Annotated in this window: 19 protein-coding genes and 2 riboswitches; of the genes, 13 read left to right on the plus strand and 6 right to left on the minus strand. The window is 35.1% G+C overall.

The genetic code is table 11. The features are described from left to right. Nucleotides 1-5: 5 nt before the first annotated feature. Nucleotides 6-788: an ABC transporter permease gene (locus BN1243_RS03890; protein WP_195892068.1), complete on the plus strand. Its 783-nt coding sequence runs from the start codon at nucleotides 6-8 to the stop codon at nucleotides 786-788. 62 nt (nucleotides 789-850) lie between these two features. On the opposite strand, the gene BN1243_RS03895 is transcribed toward BN1243_RS03890, so the two are convergent. Further along, complete coding sequence (locus BN1243_RS03895) at nucleotides 851-1,738, minus strand: DUF4349 domain-containing protein (RefSeq protein WP_062104943.1); 888 nt, start codon at nucleotides 1,736-1,738, stop codon at nucleotides 851-853. Between the two features lie 199 nt (nucleotides 1,739-1,937). Here BN1243_RS03895 and BN1243_RS03900 point away from each other — a divergent pair, with 199 nt between their 5' ends. The 9 genes from BN1243_RS03900 to BN1243_RS03940 all read left to right on the plus strand — a co-directional run bounded on the left by BN1243_RS03900 (nucleotide 1,938) and on the right by BN1243_RS03940 (nucleotide 9,672). Next, nucleotides 1,938-2,624 (plus strand): PspA/IM30 family protein, encoded by a 687-nt coding sequence (locus tag BN1243_RS03900; RefSeq protein ID WP_062104944.1) that lies wholly within the window; start codon nucleotides 1,938-1,940, stop codon nucleotides 2,622-2,624. Nucleotides 2,625-2,700: 76 nt separating this feature from the next. Then, on the plus strand, nucleotides 2,701-3,729 hold the full coding sequence (locus BN1243_RS03905; protein WP_062104945.1) for a TFIIB-type zinc ribbon-containing protein: 1,029 nt from the start codon (nucleotides 2,701-2,703) through the stop codon (nucleotides 3,727-3,729). Further along, nucleotides 3,726-4,526 (plus strand): TPM domain-containing protein, encoded by an 801-nt coding sequence (locus BN1243_RS03910; RefSeq protein WP_084781803.1) that lies wholly within the window; start codon nucleotides 3,726-3,728, stop codon nucleotides 4,524-4,526. Before BN1243_RS03905 ends, BN1243_RS03910 begins: the two co-directional genes overlap by 4 nt. A gap of 33 nt (nucleotides 4,527-4,559) precedes the next feature. Then, nucleotides 4,560-5,540 carry an SPFH domain-containing protein gene (locus tag BN1243_RS03915; protein WP_062104947.1) on the plus strand — a complete coding sequence of 327 codons (981 nt, stop codon included), beginning with the start codon at nucleotides 4,560-4,562 and terminating at the stop codon, nucleotides 5,538-5,540. 181 nt (nucleotides 5,541-5,721) lie between these two features. After that, on the plus strand, nucleotides 5,722-6,888 hold the full coding sequence (locus BN1243_RS03920; RefSeq protein ID WP_062104948.1) for a TraB/GumN family protein: 1,167 nt from the start codon (nucleotides 5,722-5,724) through the stop codon (nucleotides 6,886-6,888). A 91-nt stretch (nucleotides 6,889-6,979) separates the two neighbouring features. Continuing rightward, complete coding sequence (locus BN1243_RS03925) at nucleotides 6,980-7,798, plus strand: metal ABC transporter ATP-binding protein (protein ID WP_062104949.1); 819 nt, start codon at nucleotides 6,980-6,982, stop codon at nucleotides 7,796-7,798. After that, on the plus strand, nucleotides 7,795-8,499 hold the full coding sequence (locus tag BN1243_RS03930) for a hypothetical protein (RefSeq protein ID WP_062104950.1): 705 nt from the start codon (nucleotides 7,795-7,797) through the stop codon (nucleotides 8,497-8,499). Before BN1243_RS03925 ends, BN1243_RS03930 begins: the two co-directional genes overlap by 4 nt. An 88-nt stretch (nucleotides 8,500-8,587) precedes the next feature. After that, nucleotides 8,588-8,666: riboswitch (ZMP/ZTP riboswitch) on the plus strand. A 56-nt stretch (nucleotides 8,667-8,722) separates the two neighbouring features. Next, nucleotides 8,723-9,325: a DJ-1/PfpI family protein gene (locus BN1243_RS03935; protein WP_062104951.1), complete on the plus strand. Its 603-nt coding sequence runs from the start codon at nucleotides 8,723-8,725 to the stop codon at nucleotides 9,323-9,325. Then, nucleotides 9,322-9,672 (plus strand): VOC family protein, encoded by a 351-nt coding sequence (locus BN1243_RS03940; RefSeq protein WP_062104952.1) that lies wholly within the window; start codon nucleotides 9,322-9,324, stop codon nucleotides 9,670-9,672. The genes BN1243_RS03935 and BN1243_RS03940 overlap by 4 nt, the downstream gene beginning before the upstream one ends. Nucleotides 9,673-9,818: 146 nt before the next feature. On the opposite strand, the gene BN1243_RS03945 is transcribed toward BN1243_RS03940, so the two are convergent. From BN1243_RS03945 to BN1243_RS03960, 4 genes are all read right to left on the minus strand, one after another. Next, the gene (locus BN1243_RS03945; protein ID WP_062104953.1) at nucleotides 9,819-10,133 is read right to left on the minus strand and encodes a DMT family transporter; all 315 of its coding nucleotides are present in this window, start codon (nucleotides 10,131-10,133) and stop codon (nucleotides 9,819-9,821) included. Then, nucleotides 10,133-10,474 (minus strand): DMT family transporter, encoded by a 342-nt coding sequence (locus BN1243_RS03950; RefSeq protein WP_062104954.1) that lies wholly within the window; start codon nucleotides 10,472-10,474, stop codon nucleotides 10,133-10,135. Before BN1243_RS03950 ends, BN1243_RS03945 begins: the two co-directional genes overlap by 1 nt. Before the next feature lie 66 nt (nucleotides 10,475-10,540). Continuing rightward, nucleotides 10,541-10,643, minus strand: a riboswitch (guanidine-I (ykkC/yxkD leader). A gap of 88 nt (nucleotides 10,644-10,731) precedes the next feature. Further along, entirely contained in the window at nucleotides 10,732-11,409 is a 678-nt protein-coding gene (locus BN1243_RS03955; protein WP_062104955.1) for a TerC family protein, read from the minus strand. Between the two features lie 232 nt (nucleotides 11,410-11,641). Further along, entirely contained in the window at nucleotides 11,642-12,328 is a 687-nt protein-coding gene (locus BN1243_RS03960) for a hypothetical protein (RefSeq protein ID WP_062104956.1), read from the minus strand. Between the two features lie 350 nt (nucleotides 12,329-12,678). Here BN1243_RS03960 and BN1243_RS03965 point away from each other — a divergent pair, with 350 nt between their 5' ends. The 3 genes from BN1243_RS03965 to BN1243_RS03975 all read left to right on the plus strand — a co-directional run bounded on the left by BN1243_RS03965 (nucleotide 12,679) and on the right by BN1243_RS03975 (nucleotide 14,842). Beyond that, nucleotides 12,679-13,458, plus strand: coding sequence for a class I SAM-dependent methyltransferase (locus BN1243_RS03965; protein WP_062104957.1), 780 nt, complete (start codon nucleotides 12,679-12,681; stop codon nucleotides 13,456-13,458). Between the two features lie 214 nt (nucleotides 13,459-13,672). Continuing rightward, on the plus strand, nucleotides 13,673-14,452 hold the full coding sequence (locus tag BN1243_RS03970) for an LAGLIDADG family homing endonuclease (RefSeq protein ID WP_062104958.1): 780 nt from the start codon (nucleotides 13,673-13,675) through the stop codon (nucleotides 14,450-14,452). An 18-nt stretch (nucleotides 14,453-14,470) separates the two neighbouring features. Then, nucleotides 14,471-14,842 carry a hypothetical protein gene (locus BN1243_RS03975; RefSeq protein ID WP_062104959.1) on the plus strand — a complete coding sequence of 124 codons (372 nt, stop codon included), beginning with the start codon at nucleotides 14,471-14,473 and terminating at the stop codon, nucleotides 14,840-14,842. A 177-nt stretch (nucleotides 14,843-15,019) separates the two neighbouring features. Here BN1243_RS03975 and BN1243_RS03980 read toward each other — a convergent pair whose 3' ends face one another. Next, a complete protein-coding gene (locus BN1243_RS03980) occupies nucleotides 15,020-15,484 on the minus strand; it encodes a staygreen family protein (RefSeq protein WP_062104960.1) in 465 nt (154 codons plus the stop codon). Between the last annotated feature and the right edge of the window lie 115 nt (nucleotides 15,485-15,599).

Raw genomic sequence — 15,599 nt, forward strand, 5'->3', positions numbered from 1 at the left:
GTCGTTTGAGTCTTTATTTTAAGTACTTAAAAATTTTATTCAAATCACAAATGCAATATCGTACATCTTTTTGGTTGTTATCACTCGGACAATTCTTTGTTCCGTTTTCCGTTTTCGCAGGACTGTATTTTTTATTCGAGCGGTTTGGGCAGATTAAAGGATGGAGTTTTTACGAAGTAGCCCTTTGTTTTGCAGTAATCCATATGGCATTCGCCATTAGCGAATGCTTCGCGCGAGGATTTGATTCATTCTCTAGTCTTGTTCGGGATGGAAATTTCGACCGCCTTCTCGTTCGCCCTAGGGGGACAATCATGCAAGTGATCGGTTCGAAGTTCGAGTTTACAAGAGTTGGCAGACTGATTCAAAGTGTGGTTGTTCTAATTTGGGCTGTTAGTAATCTTCCAATTGAATGGACTATCGCAAAAGTTTGTACACTTTTGTTCATGGTTGTAAGCGGAGTCTTTATTTTCACTGGCATATTCATACTTGCTGCAACATTATGTTTCTGGACGATTCAAGGTTTAGAAGTAGCGAATATATTTACGGATGGTGGAAGGGAGATGGCGCAATATCCACTTAACATTTATCATAAATGGGTTTCTAAATTCTTTACATTTGTGATTCCATTTGGTTGTGTGAATTATTTACCTTTATTATATTTGTTAGATAGAAACGAGGGAAGTGGGCTAATGCATATGTTAGCTCCTGTTGCTGGAATCCTTTTTATTATCCCATGTGTATTGGTATGGAGTATTGGAGTTAAACATTATCGTTCTACAGGGTCATAAAATATCAAATTACAAAGAAGAGAAGAGGGGATTCACTCGAGTTTAGTGAGTCCCTCTCTTTATTAGCCTCTCGTATTTCTTCTCTTAAAGAACATATAGATGACCAACACTATGACAAGGAACAGCATAATCACCGGCAAATTTCCTATAAGAAATACAACTAGACCCGATCCTGCAGCAAGAAGAAAGTTTGTACTAGCTGCAAATTGCTTTTTCACTTTTTCCCAAGTGTTCAAATTTTTGCTGTCAATTTCTGGTATACGATCTTCGTAGAGAACAATTGTGATCGTCGAAAAGGAAGTTTGATTCTCTAAATACTTCATTTTCCCAACAATCACTTCAATTTCTTCTTGAACTTTCGATAAATCATTGGATATTTTCAATAAATCTTCTGTTTTTTTCGCACTGTCCATAAAATCAAGCAAGCGTTCTTCAACTTTGCGCTTTGATTTTAATCTTGATTCTAAATCAACGTATTGTTCAGTTACATCTTGCCCTGTCACATTCCGTTCCAGAACATTCGCTGCCTCTGCTTCAGTATCATTCAAAAATACTTGGAAATGATTTTCCGGTATCCTAATAACAAGTTCCCCGGTTCTGCTCGATTCGTGATTCCGATAAACATTGGATTCAACGATATAGCCGCCATATTCCTTTACCTTTTTTTCTATATTGAGCTGGGTTTGATCCAAGTCTTTCACGTTTATCTGTAATTGCGCTTGATGAATAATCATTCGGTCTGATGTTAGTTCATCTGTCTGTTCCAATGCTTTTTCTTCTACAGCATCATTTTCAACTGCATTATCCATATTCATTTCTGATTCATGTACCATTGCTCCTGAACGTTGATCTTCTGCTTTTTCATTAGAGATATCAGTTGAATTATTTGAGCAAGCGGTTAAGAAAATAGCTATAGACAATAAAATAATAAAATGAACAGCACTATTCATAAAACCCCCCCTTTATAGCTATGACGATATTTATTAAAAAAGGTTACAGAGTAGAACAGATACTAACTTAATATTGGACTAAATTTGAGCTATCAATGATGCTAAGTAGGAATTTTTTTAAATAACCTTTATAAAAATGAATCTTTTTGTGATTCCAAACAGTATATATATTATTATAGTAAGTAGGAGGGTGCATTTTATGAGTATATTGAAGAGATTTAAAGACATTATGGCAAGTAATATTAATGCCTTATTAGACAAAGCAGAAAACCCGGAGAAAATGATTGACCAATACATGAGGAATTTAAGCAGCGACTTAGGGAAAGTCAAAGCGGAAACTGCCTCTGTTATGGCTGAAGAGCAAAGATCCAAAAGAGCATTAAATGAATGTACAGCTGATATTGAAAAAATGCAGAATTACGCCATCAAAGCTGTCGAGGGTGGAAACGATGAGGATGCAAGGAAGTTTTTAGAAAAAAAAGCCTCACTAACAGCAAAGCAGGCTGAGCTACAAGAAGCCTATAGTTTAGCTGCTTCCAACGCCGTTCGCATGAGAGAAATGCATGACAAACTTGTTTCTGATATTGGCGAACTAGAAGCTCGCAGAACAATGATTAAGAGCAAAATGGCAGTTGCAAAAACACAAGAAAGATTAAATAAAATTGCCTCTTCTGTTACCGGTGCTAATGACAACCTCTCAGCATTTGGTAGAATGGAAGAAAAAGTGAATAAAGCTTTAGATACAGCGAATGCGATGGCTGAATTAAATGCCAATCCAAAAGATGACATTGATGACTTAATGTCAAAATACAATACTACTTCCAGCCCTGCGGTTGATGATGAATTAGCAGCTCTAAAAGAGCAATTAAGAAATAAAGACGAATAAAGTCTTAAAAATAAGCTGTAGCTATTATAGCTACAGCTTTATTAATGAAGAGTCGCATAAGTGAGGTGGATCATCATTGGTTATTCAATATAAATGTCCTAATTGTGGGGATGATATGGTCTTTGACAGTGAATCAGGAACACTTTCCTGCGGAAGCTGTGGTCGGCAAGATACAATTGAAAATTTCCCTGATCAACATATTACTACTACATTCTCAGAGGATGAAGCAAAAGAGTATCATTGTAAAAACTGTGGTGCGGTTATTCTGACAGACGCTGATACAACTGCGACAACTTGCAGTTTTTGCGGAGCGGGTGTCGTCCTTGCTGATCGCTTATCAGGAATATTAGCACCGGCAAAGGTTATTCCTTTTACCATTAGTAAGGAAGAAGCAAGGCAGGCTTTCCGTACTTGGTGTAAAAAAGGCCTTCTAACACCGAAGAAATTTATGGAGGCTAACCGAATTAAAGGTATAACAGGAATGTACGTTCCGTTTTGGCTTTATGATTTAAATAGTAAAGTTCAAGTACATGCTACTGGAACAAAAGTGAGAGAATATACTAGGGGCGACTATATATATACAGAAACGAAATATTACGACGTCTATAGAAATATTAACCTCGACTATCATAAAGTCCCTGTTGATGCTTCGGAAAAAATGAATGACAAAATCATGGATCGATTGGAACCATACAATTACGCTGAATTAAAAGATTTTAAAACTCCATATTTAGCAGGATATATTGCTGAAAAGTATAATTATGACGATAAAGAACTTCTACCACGCGTTAAATCTAAGGTTAGTGGGTTTGTTGAATCTTATATTAGTTCCACTATGGGCGGATATTCCTCTGTTAGTTATCAATCCAAACAGATCGATACGAAAAAGAAGCACAGTGATTATGTTCTCTTTCCAATTTGGATGTTTTACTATGATTACAACAAAGAGGAACATATTTTCGCAATGAATGGTCAAACAGGAAAAATCGTTGGCAAACCTCCGCTAAGTTATGCAAAGGCAGCGGGATGGTTTAGTGGAATTGCAGGGTCTACTTTCATAACTCTTAAAATTATTTCGTTCATAATGGGAGGCGGTTTTTGGTGAGAAGAAATCATTTAATAAAACTAACGATCGCCATTATAACCGTACTCTTCGTTTTTCCTATTTTCTTTATCAATAATGTAAATGCTTCTGCAACTTCCAAACAAAGAATCTATGATTATGCTGGTTTATTAAATCAAAATGAAATCGATCAACTTGAGGCAATGGCAGAGGAGTATAGTATTAAAAGAGAAACAGACTTTATATTTTTAACTACAAAGAATGAAGAAAAACAAGATGTTAAAAAGATTATGGGTGATTTCTATGATGAGCAAGGTCTTGGATATGACAAGAATCATGGAAATACAGCGATATTAACGGTTGATATGTATAACAGAGAGATCCAATTAGGTGGTTTTTACAAAGCTGAGACTTATTTAGATGACCATCGGCTTGATTTAATTCGAGAAAAAATCACTCCTGATATGTCTGCAGGAAATTATGCGAAAGCTTTCGAATCGTTTATAAAAACAGCAGATGAATATATGGATATTAGACCCGGGGTTGACCCTAATAATATTCTTTTTCAATTTTGGTTTCAGCTAGCAGCATCCGTTGGTTTAGGTGGGATCGTTGTTTTGATAATGGCCTATAATTCCGGGGGAAAAGTAACGATCAATAATAAAACATATGAAAATCTTGAAACTTCTAAAGTTCTCCAAAGAAAAGACCAGTACATCCGGACCACAACAACGAAACGGAAAAAACCTCAGAGTAATAGTGGTGGAGGTTCTGGTGGTGGAGGTGGTGGCCGAACAGGTGGCGGTCATTCTTTTAGTGGAAGTCGAGGGAAATTTTAAATATTTACTAACATTTGAAAAGGATGAGATTCTATGAGTTTCTTTAGAAATCAATTTGCCAATGTAATCGAATGGGAAGAATTCCGTGACGATATGATTTTCTGGAAATGGAACAACACAGAAATAAAGAAAGGAAGCAGATTAATTATCCGTCCGGGGCAAGATGCTGTTTTTTTCAATAATGGAAAAATTGAAGGGATTTTTGAAGATGAAGGAGATTATAATATTGAATCGCAAATTATTCCCTTTTTATCAACATTAAAAGGCTTTAAATTCGGTTTTAACAGTGGGTTGCGGGTTGAAGTGCTGTTTGTGAACACGAAAGAGTTTACAGTAAAATGGGGAACAAGGAATGCTATCAATATCCCCACACAACAATTACCCGGCGGAATGCCAATTAGAGCAAATGGTACATTCCAGTTTAAAGTAAATGATTATATTGCGCTAATTGATAAAATAGTGGGAGTAAAGAATAGTTACTTAGTTGAAGACGTTAAAATCCGCATCACTGCGGTTCTCGATCAATTGTTAATGAAGTGGATTACAAGAGAAGGTAAAGATATGTTTAATCTCCAAGCAAATGCTTTTGAAATTGCTAAGGGGATAAAAGAAGACCTTGATATGCAAATTATTGATAGCGGGATGACGATTACAGGTTTTCAAATTATGAGCTTCAATTATCCGCAAGAAATTCAAGATATGATTACGAAAACAGCATCTCACGGAATGATCGGTGATTTGGGCCGTTATCAGCAAGTTTCGATGACGGATGGGATTTCTTCTGGAAAGGTAAAAGGTGGCGGAGCTGCATCTGATATGGCTAGTATGATGATGGGAATGGGAGTAGCGAAAGAAATGATGAAAAATATGAGTGAGAGCCAAGATAAGCCAGTACCTCCCAGTTCCGGAAACACATCTGCAAACGAGAAAGCTAAGCCGAACTTTTGTCCAAATTGTGGAACGAAAACGAGCGGGGGCAACTTCTGTTCTAACTGTGGTCAGAAATTAGTTTAAGATCTTCGCAATAGGCTTTCATTTCATCTTGAACGATGGATTGAAAGCTTATTTTTGTAAATCCACTCCGTTTGAAACAATTAATGATTCTCATTCAGTCAAGACTAGTTTATTATAGTAATATGTGTTGTAAACGATTAGAAAAATTTGTTACGATGAGTCCTAATAAAGGGGTATACAAATGTCTGAGGAAAATATTACGCGAATAGTTGAAAATGGGAAAGAATACATATTGATTGGCACTGCCCACGTTTCACGTAGCAGTGCAGAACTAGTGAAAGAAGTGATTGATCAGGAAAAGCCTGATACCGTTTGTGTTGAATTGGATGAAGCTCGTTATAAATCCATTACAGAAGGCAGTAAATGGAAAGATATGGATATTTTCCAAGTGATTAAAGAAAAGAAGGCCTCCTTACTATTAATGAATTTAGCGATCTCTTCATTTCAAAAGAGAATGGCAGAACAATTTAATATTAAACCTGGCCAAGAAATGATCCAAGGCATTGAATCAGCTAAAGAAATAGATGCTAATTTAGTTCTTGCAGATCGTAATATCCAAGTAACGTTTTCAAGAATTTGGGGGAATTTGGGGCTTAAAGGGAAATCAATGTTACTGACCCAAGTCATTTTTGGTATCTTTAGTCGAGAAACTATTTCCGAAGAAGAACTGGAAAAAATGAAATCACAGGACATGATTGACTCCATGCTTCAGGAATTTACAGAAAGCTTTCCAAAATTGAAAACGCCTTTAATTGATGAACGTGATCAGTACCTTGCACAAAAAATAAAAGATGCTCCGGGTAAAAAAATTGTCGCTGTATTAGGCGCTGCTCATGTCCCAGGGATTACAAATGAAATCAAAAAAGAACATGATTTGCGTGCATTATCTCAAGTGCCAGCAAAATCAAAATGGCCGAAAATAATCGGGTGGACCATTCCGGTCTTTATTATCGCTTTGATCGCTTATACGTTTATTGCTAACCCATCAACAGGACTTCAACAAACGCTCAGTTGGTTTTTGTGGAATGGTTCATTATCAGCGATTGGTACTGCGTTGGCTTTTGGACATCCTTTAGCTATTTTAACAGCCTTCATTGCTGCTCCCATTACATCATTGACTCCCTTACTTGCTGCGGGGTGGTTTGCAGGATTTGTACAAGCCTATTTGCGTAGACCAAGTGTACGTGATTTCCAGACACTTTCGGAAGATGTTTTTCATTTTAAGGGCTTTTGGCAAAATAAGGTTACAAGAGCGCTATTAGTAATAATACTTGCAAATATAGGAAGTTCCATCGGTACCTTTATCGGTGGTGCAGATGTTGTCCGCTTATTTTTTAAACATTTCTAGCAACTTGATGAATTAGGAATTCAGACCTACTCGGGCAATACAAGACCGAGTGGGTTTTTCTTAATGAGTAGGGAGGAAGGGGTGCTTATTTATGAAACCTGTTCTTGAAGCCGTGAACGTAAGTAAAATAATTGATGGACGTACGATACTAAAAGATATTTCTTTATTAATTAAAGAAAACCAAGCGATTGCGATCCAAGGGAAAAACGGTTCTGGTAAAAGTACATTACTAAAACTATTTGCAGGAATTTACGAACCAACAACTGGAAAGGTTGAAAGATCGCAAACGAAAATCGGCTATGTACCAGAACATTTCCCTGAGAATTTACCTTTCAGAGTAATAGATTACCTATCTCTTGTCACATCGTTTCAGATACATTCAAAACAAAAAGTAGAACAAAGCATGAAAAGATATATCGATTTACTCGAGATCAATCCTTTTTTAAATGTCCCATTAAAACAATGTTCAAAAGGAACAAAGCAAAAGGTTGGACTTATACAAGCACTTCTTAGAGAACCATCTATCTTGTTTTTAGATGAACCATTAACTGGTTTAGATGTTGCTACACAATCCAATCTTCAACAGCTTTTGGAAACTTTGAAAAAGGAAATGGTCATTATTTTTACGACTCATGGAGAAGAGTTAGTTGATCAATTGGCTGATCAATTATTTCTGCTAGAGGGACAGACAATTTCAAACTTTGAAAAGAAAGTTTTTATCAATAAAAAGCGAATTAAAATCAAATATAAAAATGAAGAAACAATAAGTAACCATAATTTGCTTTATCATGACCCAGATGAAAAAATTGCCTTACTCACTATAGATCCATTCCATAGTGACGAGTTATTATTAGAGTTTTTGCAGAAGGGGTGTTCCATTCTGGAAGTTAGGGAGGACGCGGGATCATGATTGGCTTCATTCGTTATCAATGTACTCGATATATTCGTTCATTGAAGTTCATTCCGCCTATAACGATTTTTTTCATATGGAGCATAACTTTTTATACTTATAAAGGAGTACCAACTTTAAGTAGTTATGGTGTCTCAAGCGTCGTCATTTATTTAACAATGACATGGATTGGAATGAGTGTGTTTACACTAGAGGAAGAAAATGAAAAACAATTACTATTTACACAGTTGGGAAGCAAATTTCGTTTTCTATTTGGTAAATGGAGTCTTTGTTTACTAATAGCGATTTTGTTACTAGTTTTTGCTATTTTATATCCGATCATTATTGGTAGTTTCAAGACAGCCATTACGCCTCTACATATCGGTCTTTCCATATTCATTCATTTTCTGTTTTCTATTCTCGGTTTAGTAGTAGGATCATTTTTTAGTATAACTACTTTTGGTAGAAAGAAATATTCATGGTTGGCTGCTATGCTTATTAATATTCTATCGATTGTATCAGAAGGAATGATTGCAAAAATTGCTTGGTTGAAGTGGATCTTTTTTATCTTACCACCCGTCGGCAAGATGATGAATTATTTCAGCAATGAAGATTTTTTCAATGTGGAAATAGGTTTACGATTACTACTCTTATGGGGTATTATCTATACGGTGATCGCCTTTACTGTTGTTACAAAAATGTTTATAAAAGCAGAGAGATAAATCCGAGTCACACTTAGCGAATTAATCAAATAATTTAAATTAAAGGGATTGATAAAAGAGAACGAATATTTTATACTTACAATAAATTACAAGTATACGTGACTGGCGTAACGTGGAGGACCACGAGGGAGCGTATATTACAGATGCCGTACGCCTGGGCTAAGTATTTGATCCATGATCAAATACTTTTTTTATTTTCCATTGTAAAGGGAAGTGAAAGGCAATGAGGATAGGGTTCGTATTATTTGACGGCATGACAAACATGGATTTTGCTGGATTTTATGAAGCAATTACTTGGCTAGCAATCCTGGAGGCGAAAGAAAATGTAACATGGTCATTTTGTGCTAATAAAGCGGATGTGACAGATGACCGAGGGCTAAATATGAAAGTAACTGAAGTGCTACCAGATTTAGGGAAATTTGATTTAGTTTTTCTTCCAGGCGGCATATCTACAAGAATGCTTCGGTATGACGATATGTTCGTGGAATGGATCCAAACCGCTAAGACTGCTACTTATAAGGTTTCCGTTTGTACAGGGGCGCTGTTATTAGGCGCAGCTGGATTTTTACATGATAAAAGAGCGACTACTAACTCGTCAGCATACGAATTATTAACACCATACTGTGCGGAAGTTATAAAGGCACGGGTTGTAAGAGATGGCAACATTGTTACTGGGGGAGGCGTTACTTCTTCAATTGACCTAGGTCTGTATATGGTCGAAATGTTAACGAATTCTGAAGTTGCCCGACAGGTGCAAAATAAACTGGAGTATCCCTATTATCAAGTTGGCAACTTGGGGGATATTTACATGGGGAGGCAGCAATGATTAATCATTTAAATCTTGTTGTTATTTATTCGAGTAACTTAGAGGTATCAGTTTCATTTTATCAAAATCTTGGACTTACATTTAACAAAGAACAGCACGGTAATGGTCCTCAGCATTATTCATGTGAATTTGAAAATCTTATATTCGAGTTATATCCCAGCTCAAACGGGATTGTAGATGTGAGTACACGTATTGGATTTAACGTAATAGACTTGGAACATATAGTTGAAAGTCTTCGTTCTAATGGTAGCTTAATTATTAATGAACCAACTATTAGCTCTTGGGGAAAACGTGCTGTTGTGCAAGATCCAAATGGCTATAAAGTTGAGTTGCTTGAAAGCATATAAAGGTCGTTACTCAATTAAATTTACAATCGAGAAGGAATGCTATTTTCTGTAGACAATATCAAATAAAAAATACAGGTGTTAATAAAGGAAGATAATCGACAAAATAAAAGTAGATTATCTTCCCCATGCAACATACGATAACTCATTTACGAGACAAGTTTTAACCCAACAGCAGCTCCTAATATGATTCCTATGAAAACAAGCCTTCTCCAGTCTCTTGATTCGCCATATAAAAGCATGCCTAAAATGGCACCACCAGAAGCTCCAATTCCGGTCCATATTGCATAAGCTGTGCCCATAGGAAGTGTTTCCATTGAATATGCAAGAAATAAAAAACTTGCACCAAATCCAAGAATTAAAAGAACTAATGATTGCCAATTACGATCATTGTGCAATTTATTAATCATTACTACACCAAACATTTCACATAAACCCGCTAAGATTAAGGAAATCCATGCCATTAGATATCATCGCCTTCCTGAATGTTGTCTTTTGTAACTAATTTCAAGCCAATGACTCCTGCTATTAAGGCTAAAATTAGAAGTATTTTTGCTACTTTAAAAGGTTCACCAAAGAATAGAATCTCAGAAAAGACCGTTCCAGCAGTTCCTAATCCAACAAAAACGGCATAAACAGTTCCCACAGGTAGTTTTCGTCCAGCCATAATCATTACATAAAAACTAATAACGATAGAAATAACCGTTCCGGTCCAGGTCCAAAAATCGTTAGCATGTTTTAAGCCAATAACCCACAAAACTTCGAAAAAAGCAGCAATAATTACCTTAAGCCAGTCTTTATTCATTTAAACAACCTCCGATTTTATCATTTTGAAAACAAAAAAAAAGCCTAGGAGATAACTGTAAACAGTTTCTCCCAGGCTTTTATCCTTCCGTGACACAGTGTTTAGCTGTGAGTCTTCTCTCGGACCAGACCAACATAGTGATTGTTGCGGAACCCTAGAAAACATTTAACATATGCAATTATCTTGTATTATATACATTTTTATACATTAGTCAATAATTTGATGGTAAAAACATCGAAGGGATTACATACAGAACGTTATCGCTTATGTGTTTTTATATATTGACTGTTATGATAACGGGTAACTCCAATTACCACAACAATTAGAGCAACTCCACTGGACATTTTATTAAATATATTGACCCTTGGATAGATCGACTCGATATAAACTATGCAATCTACGAGCACAGGATCATTTAAAATACTAGTAACAGCGCTTTTAGCAATAAAACCTCCGGCAATGATAGTTATCCAAGAAAAATTGATAGCTAGCTTTATAATAAATGGTAAAAAAAAGAATGAAATTAGGAGACTAGAGAAGATACCAAGTATTAAGTATAATCGTGTTTCTGATATGCCTGAAATGATTATGACACTATCCATACTAATCAAAAAGTCTGTCCCCACTATGAGGAATAAAACTTTAAGTCTCGCCCATAGGGAGTAATTAGGTCTAATCTCATCTAACATTACCGGCCGAGTCGCAAATTTAAAGGCAATATAAAGTAAAATCATTCCCATTAATAATTGGATCATAGGAAGATAGGAAAAACCATTGATTAAGATAATATACAGGGTCCTTGTAAGTGTTAGCATAACGACAGCAGGAAAGGCTATTCTCAAATAAGAATGTTTGCGTAAGATTGCACCTAGAATTAATAAATTATCAATGTCACTAATAAAAGTTATGAAAAAAACACTTAAAAATCCCTGCATTTAAACGCCTCTTTTTCTTATCCTTTTTCTATTTGTATGTAAAAATTTCAGTTTAATATCAAAAGAATTTCATCTGTAAACCTCTGTTTGAAAGGAGCATTTAAGTTTTAAAAGAGGGAGGAGGGTGATGTAAAGCTCAATTGACCTATGGTACTGCCAACTAATTTATTAATCGAAAAGAACCTCCGTGTTACAAAAGAGGTTCTTCAACGATATTTCTATTTAAAATATATTACCAAAGTACAAAAATCGCTCCATTTTCTTCATAAATATTGTAGAAAAGATAATTGCCTAGATCTATATTAACTTCCTTACCTGTTTCTAAGACGGTCTCTATATTTTCTAATAGTCCGGTATATTCTTTAAAATCATCATCAGCAAAAAATTCTAAGAGAATTTCACTATCTTCAACTAAAGATGTAGCGATGCCTGTGCTCATTTGAAAAATTGGTGCTTCATCTTTCACTATTGCAAAGCAATCGCTGTACGGGATAGCGTATAAAGTAGCATCATTTTTTTGGGCAATGTTGCTTAAAGCTGCAAATTTTTCCTCATGCATGATATTAACATATCTATCACCATCTATAGTTATTTCATCATTAGCGACTTTAACTATTTCTTCACTCGAATTTTCGGCAGCTTGGTTTTGGTTATCAATTACCTTATTTTCAATTTCACTTACAAGCTCAGATGACTCATTTTCTTTTCCAACGTTGTCGATTTTACTATTAGCAAGTTCATCTGGTTCTTCAATAAGATCTTTTTCAATACTAGACACATCTTGATTTAAGGGGATATATGTTTCATCTGCAGCAACAGAAGTAGCGGTCGCCAACTTCGGAGTTCCTTCATACTGAAATATTACCATAACTAAAAACAATAAAGATATCATGACCATTCTATAACAGTTTCGTTTCATTAATAATTCCCCCTTAAAAGACGTTCATTATCATAGACGGATTTAGGTTATAAAAAGTTTCAGTTTTTTACCAAGAATATTTCAATTGTTACAAGGTCGTTACAAAAGATGCAATAAAACGACCTTTTTCCCCTTAATTTGTATATTCCCTTTAGGTAAATCTATCAAACATTTATACCTCCTTAAATAAATGTTGTGGTAAAATTATTTTATACTATTTGAAAGTGAGTGATTTTTGTGAAAGTGGGAAAATCGGTTGTTAAAGTTATGAATTATGAGGTACGAAAGGGATAAACAGTTTTTTTATGCTGTTCCTTTCGTGCGTAAAAAAACACGGAGGGTTAGTGGATATGTCTTTTAGCTATTATGGTGAACTTTGTACCGAAGTTTATAATTTAACAAAAAAGATCGGTCAATCTTTTGATGGTGATATAGAATATTACCGTGAAAGACTTAAAAATTGTAAAGGGCGTATTTTGGAAGCAATGGTTGGTTCGGGCCGTGTGATTATTCCACTTCTAGAATCAGGACTTAACATGGAAGGGGTAGACTATTCACCAGAAATGCTCGCTTCTTGTCGTCTGCGCTGTGAAGCACGTAACTTAAATACAAACTTGTATGAAGCGGATCTGAAGGAACTTAATCTTCCATATAAGTATGAAGCCATCATTATTCCTGCAGGCTCATTTTTGTTAATCGAAAATCGAGAAGAAGCAATGGAAGTTTTAATGCGGCTTTATGAACATTTGGAAATAGGTGGTCGGATAATACTTGATCTTTTCCTGCCTGAAAACAATTGGAACAGTGATGAAGTAGGAAAGTGGAGTGGTTCAAGTATCTTTAACTGTCCAAACGGCGATATTATCACGTTAGAAGAGAAATGTACGGAAGTTGATTTATTTTTTAATCAACATAAAGTAACGCTATTAAAATATGAAAAGTGGAGAAATGGAGAGCTAATTCAAACTGAATTGCAACGTTTTGCTGTGCGATGGTACGGTGTTGATGAATTTAAGTATATTTTAGAAAGTATTGGATTTACTGATATTCAAGTATATGCCGATTTTGAATATGGTAAACAACCGACCAGTGGTAACCAAAAGATCGTTTATGAAGCTGTAAAAAGGTAATATTTAATCAGAACCCTAACTGTTATGACAGTGAAGGGTTCTTAGTCTTATACTCATTTGAGAAATTGACTGTTTGACAAGTGGGTGCATTTTTCCCGGGCTTTTATACATTTTCACTTGCCTGCACAAACATTTGTTTGTATAATTAAAATAGATACTATTTTTTAATACTTCTTCGTTACACCTGTTTTAGATCAAGAAGGAGGGGATTTATATGCCGCGGAATCCAGGTATCACGGACGAAAGAATTATTGATATGTACATAAGTGGAATGCCTTTTAAAGAAATGGTACCAATCATAGGGCTATCAGACAGAGCTATCCGAAACGTACTTTATAAGCATGGAGTAAAGATGAATCGGGAACAATCATCTGGACGCCCACGAAAGAATAAAGTAAATGAAGACTTTTTCAAAACATGGACATATCAAATGGCATGGGTTTTAGGGTTGTTTATTACGGATGGCCATGTTAATGAACAAATACATAGTGTATCCTTATCACAAAAAGACGAGGAAGTTCTTCGGAAGGTAGCAAATTATATGGATGCAGACTATGTCCTTGCCCCATTCGGTAAAACAATGATAACTCCAACGTTAGTGATAAACTCTAAAGAAATAAAAGATGATCTTGGAAGATTAGGTATTAAACCTAATAAATCTTTAACAGTTCCATTTCCAAAAGTACCAGAGAAATATTTGCCTTGTTTTGTAAGAGGAGTTATTGATGGGGATGGTTGGGTCCAAAAAACTGGATACGTCATGAATGTAACAACTGGGAGTTTACAATTTGCAGAAGGTTTATTTTCTGTTTTTCAATCTTGGAACTTACGGTCGGAGATTACCATAACAATCACTAATAAAGGAAATTCTATTTATCGTGTTTGGGTAAAAGGAAAGCATAATCTGCCCAGACTTGCTAAAATAATATATAAAAATGCCAACGATAATTATATAAAGCGTAAAAAATATAATATGATTCAACACCTTAAATAAAAAATAGGAGGAACTACAATGTGGAAATTAGTTAACGGAAAATTGATCCAAACAACAGATATATCAAGAGTTAAATTCAGAACAAATGTAAGTAAAAACATATTAGAGGAACTAAATTCTTTAGCAATTGATAACAATACTCATGTAAATTATCTTATTGAAAATGGTTTAGAAAATCTTCTATCCAAAGGAACTATTATTTTTAACAAAGATTTAAGACCAAATGACAGAATCCAATATAAGACAACCTATAACAAAGACTTACTCGAAAAAGTAAAAGAATTCGCTAAAGCAAATCAATTATTTATTAATGATGTAATCGAAACAAGCGTTAGGTATATTGATATTATAAATGTGAAAAAAAGCGATTATAAACACAGGATAGAGTAGGTAATATTAAAACTCACAAAACGCCCCCACCATAATATCTATTATCGGAAGTTAACTAAAATGATTAAATGTTGTGTCATATCAAAAGTATACTTTTAACATTGAGACGAAATCGAATTTTTATAAAGAAAATAATATTAGCCGGATTAATTAACATCCGGCTAAACTATATATTCTTCAATTTCTGTTAAATAGATAATTCCTAGGTGTTCCGAAATTGACTAATTTGCTATATTGCTCAAATACTGAATTAAATTGTACTAAAATAGGTGCATCAAGTAGCCATGGAACGTGTTGAAATAATGCGAAATCCGATTGAATTATAAAAGATAGCATTTCAGGAATCGATGTTTTCCATTGATTATACCGATTTCGAACTCTTTCTTCATTCTCATGACCTTCATCCATGTACACTATACCCACTAGTACATATTCACCCAGCTTTGGCATCCATTCCAATCTTAATTGGTCTCCCTTATTTGTATTAAATCCAAGCATATTATTTGCCGTTTCAATGGTTAGTACCTGCGCATTCCCCTCCTCACTCCATTTCATCGTATATTTTCGTCCGTCCACAGGTCCGAATGAAGTGGCAGGCGGTACAATCATAACAGTAAACTGCCCGGATTGGAGCTTTTCCATCGTGCAACTCCCCCTTCAACTGGTCTAATATATTGTATGGAAATGCCTATAATAGGTGATATACCTAACCATAACAAACAAGGATAGATGGAGCCCAAATATTAGGTTTCCATCT

It is taken from the genome of Bacillus niameyensis (assembly GCF_001375535.1).
In the GTDB taxonomy this organism is placed as follows: domain Bacteria; phylum Bacillota; class Bacilli; order Bacillales; family Bacillaceae_C; genus Lederbergia; species Lederbergia niameyensis.

Coding starts and splice junctions, on each gene's coding strand:
- BN1243_RS03920 (WP_062104948.1), top strand. CDS start 5,722: ATGTCTGAGGAAAATATTACGCGAATAGTTGAAAATGGGAAAGAATAC.
- BN1243_RS03955 (WP_062104955.1), bottom strand. CDS start 11,409: ATGCAGGGATTTTTAAGTGTTTTTTTCATAACTTTTATTAGTGACATT.
- BN1243_RS03970 (WP_062104958.1), top strand. CDS start 13,673: ATGCCGCGGAATCCAGGTATCACGGACGAAAGAATTATTGATATGTAC.
- BN1243_RS03975 (WP_062104959.1), top strand. CDS start 14,471: ATGTGGAAATTAGTTAACGGAAAATTGATCCAAACAACAGATATATCA.
- BN1243_RS03900 (WP_062104944.1), top strand. CDS start 1,938: ATGAGTATATTGAAGAGATTTAAAGACATTATGGCAAGTAATATTAAT.
- BN1243_RS03965 (WP_062104957.1), top strand. CDS start 12,679: ATGTCTTTTAGCTATTATGGTGAACTTTGTACCGAAGTTTATAATTTA.
- BN1243_RS03935 (WP_062104951.1), top strand. CDS start 8,723: ATGAGGATAGGGTTCGTATTATTTGACGGCATGACAAACATGGATTTT.
- BN1243_RS03925 (WP_062104949.1), top strand. CDS start 6,980: ATGAAACCTGTTCTTGAAGCCGTGAACGTAAGTAAAATAATTGATGGA.
- BN1243_RS03915 (WP_062104947.1), top strand. CDS start 4,560: ATGAGTTTCTTTAGAAATCAATTTGCCAATGTAATCGAATGGGAAGAA.
- BN1243_RS03940 (WP_062104952.1), top strand. CDS start 9,322: ATGATTAATCATTTAAATCTTGTTGTTATTTATTCGAGTAACTTAGAG.
- BN1243_RS03945 (WP_062104953.1), bottom strand. CDS start 10,133: ATGGCATGGATTTCCTTAATCTTAGCGGGTTTATGTGAAATGTTTGGT.
- BN1243_RS03950 (WP_062104954.1), bottom strand. CDS start 10,474: ATGAATAAAGACTGGCTTAAGGTAATTATTGCTGCTTTTTTCGAAGTT.
- BN1243_RS03980 (WP_062104960.1), bottom strand. CDS start 15,484: ATGGAAAAGCTCCAATCCGGGCAGTTTACTGTTATGATTGTACCGCCT.
- BN1243_RS03895 (WP_062104943.1), bottom strand. CDS start 1,738: ATGAATAGTGCTGTTCATTTTATTATTTTATTGTCTATAGCTATTTTC.
- BN1243_RS03930 (WP_062104950.1), top strand. CDS start 7,795: ATGATTGGCTTCATTCGTTATCAATGTACTCGATATATTCGTTCATTG.
- BN1243_RS03960 (WP_062104956.1), bottom strand. CDS start 12,328: ATGAAACGAAACTGTTATAGAATGGTCATGATATCTTTATTGTTTTTA.